Here is a 563-nt window from a genome sequence, read left to right as displayed (position 1 = left end):
TATCATAAAAATGGTCAAAAGGTCTCTGATGATTTTTCAATAGAAAAAATATCCTCATTAGACAAGATAACCTTTTATGATAGACTTGGAATAGTAGAAATTGAAAAATTAGATAAAACAATACAAACAATAGAATTCAATCCTGTTATTCGTAGAAAAGAGGAATTTTTAGATTATACAAAACTTTTAAACATATGAAACTAATTTCAAGGAGGTAGTTAAGATGAGATATGAAATAAGAAGAAGAGGAGATGGGGGAAAAGCTATATTTGATGAAAATGGAAATAGAATATCTGAGTGGTTTGATGAGATATGGGAAGATGGATTAGTGAAAGGAGAAAGTAAATACTACATTGCAGAGAAAGATGGGAAAGAGGCGGTTTTTGATATCAGTGGAAGGATGATAAGTCCTGAGTGGTTTGATTATGTTAATTCATTTCTTGGTTTAGTAGCAGGACAAAGTAAATACTGCATTGCAAGAGAAAATAAAAATATGAAATATATAATTTTTGATGAAAATGGAAGAATAATAACTCCAGACTGGTTTGATGAGATAAAGGAAG

Annotated in this window: 2 protein-coding genes; both read left to right on the top strand. The window is 29.7% G+C overall.

Annotated features, from left to right (window positions below; translation table 11 throughout):
- Positions 1-198: hypothetical protein (locus ACP5P5_RS13730; protein ID WP_428286684.1), on the top strand; the 198-nt coding region annotated here is incomplete at its 5' end.
- Positions 199-223: 25 nt separating this feature from the next.
- Positions 224-563, top strand: a 340-nt coding sequence (locus ACP5P5_RS13725) for a hypothetical protein (protein ID WP_428286683.1), incomplete at its 3' end; no start/stop codon positions are given.

Origin of the sequence: Hydrotalea sp. (assembly GCF_049968455.1) — a bacterium.
In the GTDB taxonomy this organism is placed as follows: Bacteria; Bacteroidota; Bacteroidia; order Chitinophagales; family Chitinophagaceae; genus Hydrotalea.
Note: the sequence above shows the minus strand (reverse complement) of the source record. Positions and strands in the feature narration are given on the sequence as shown.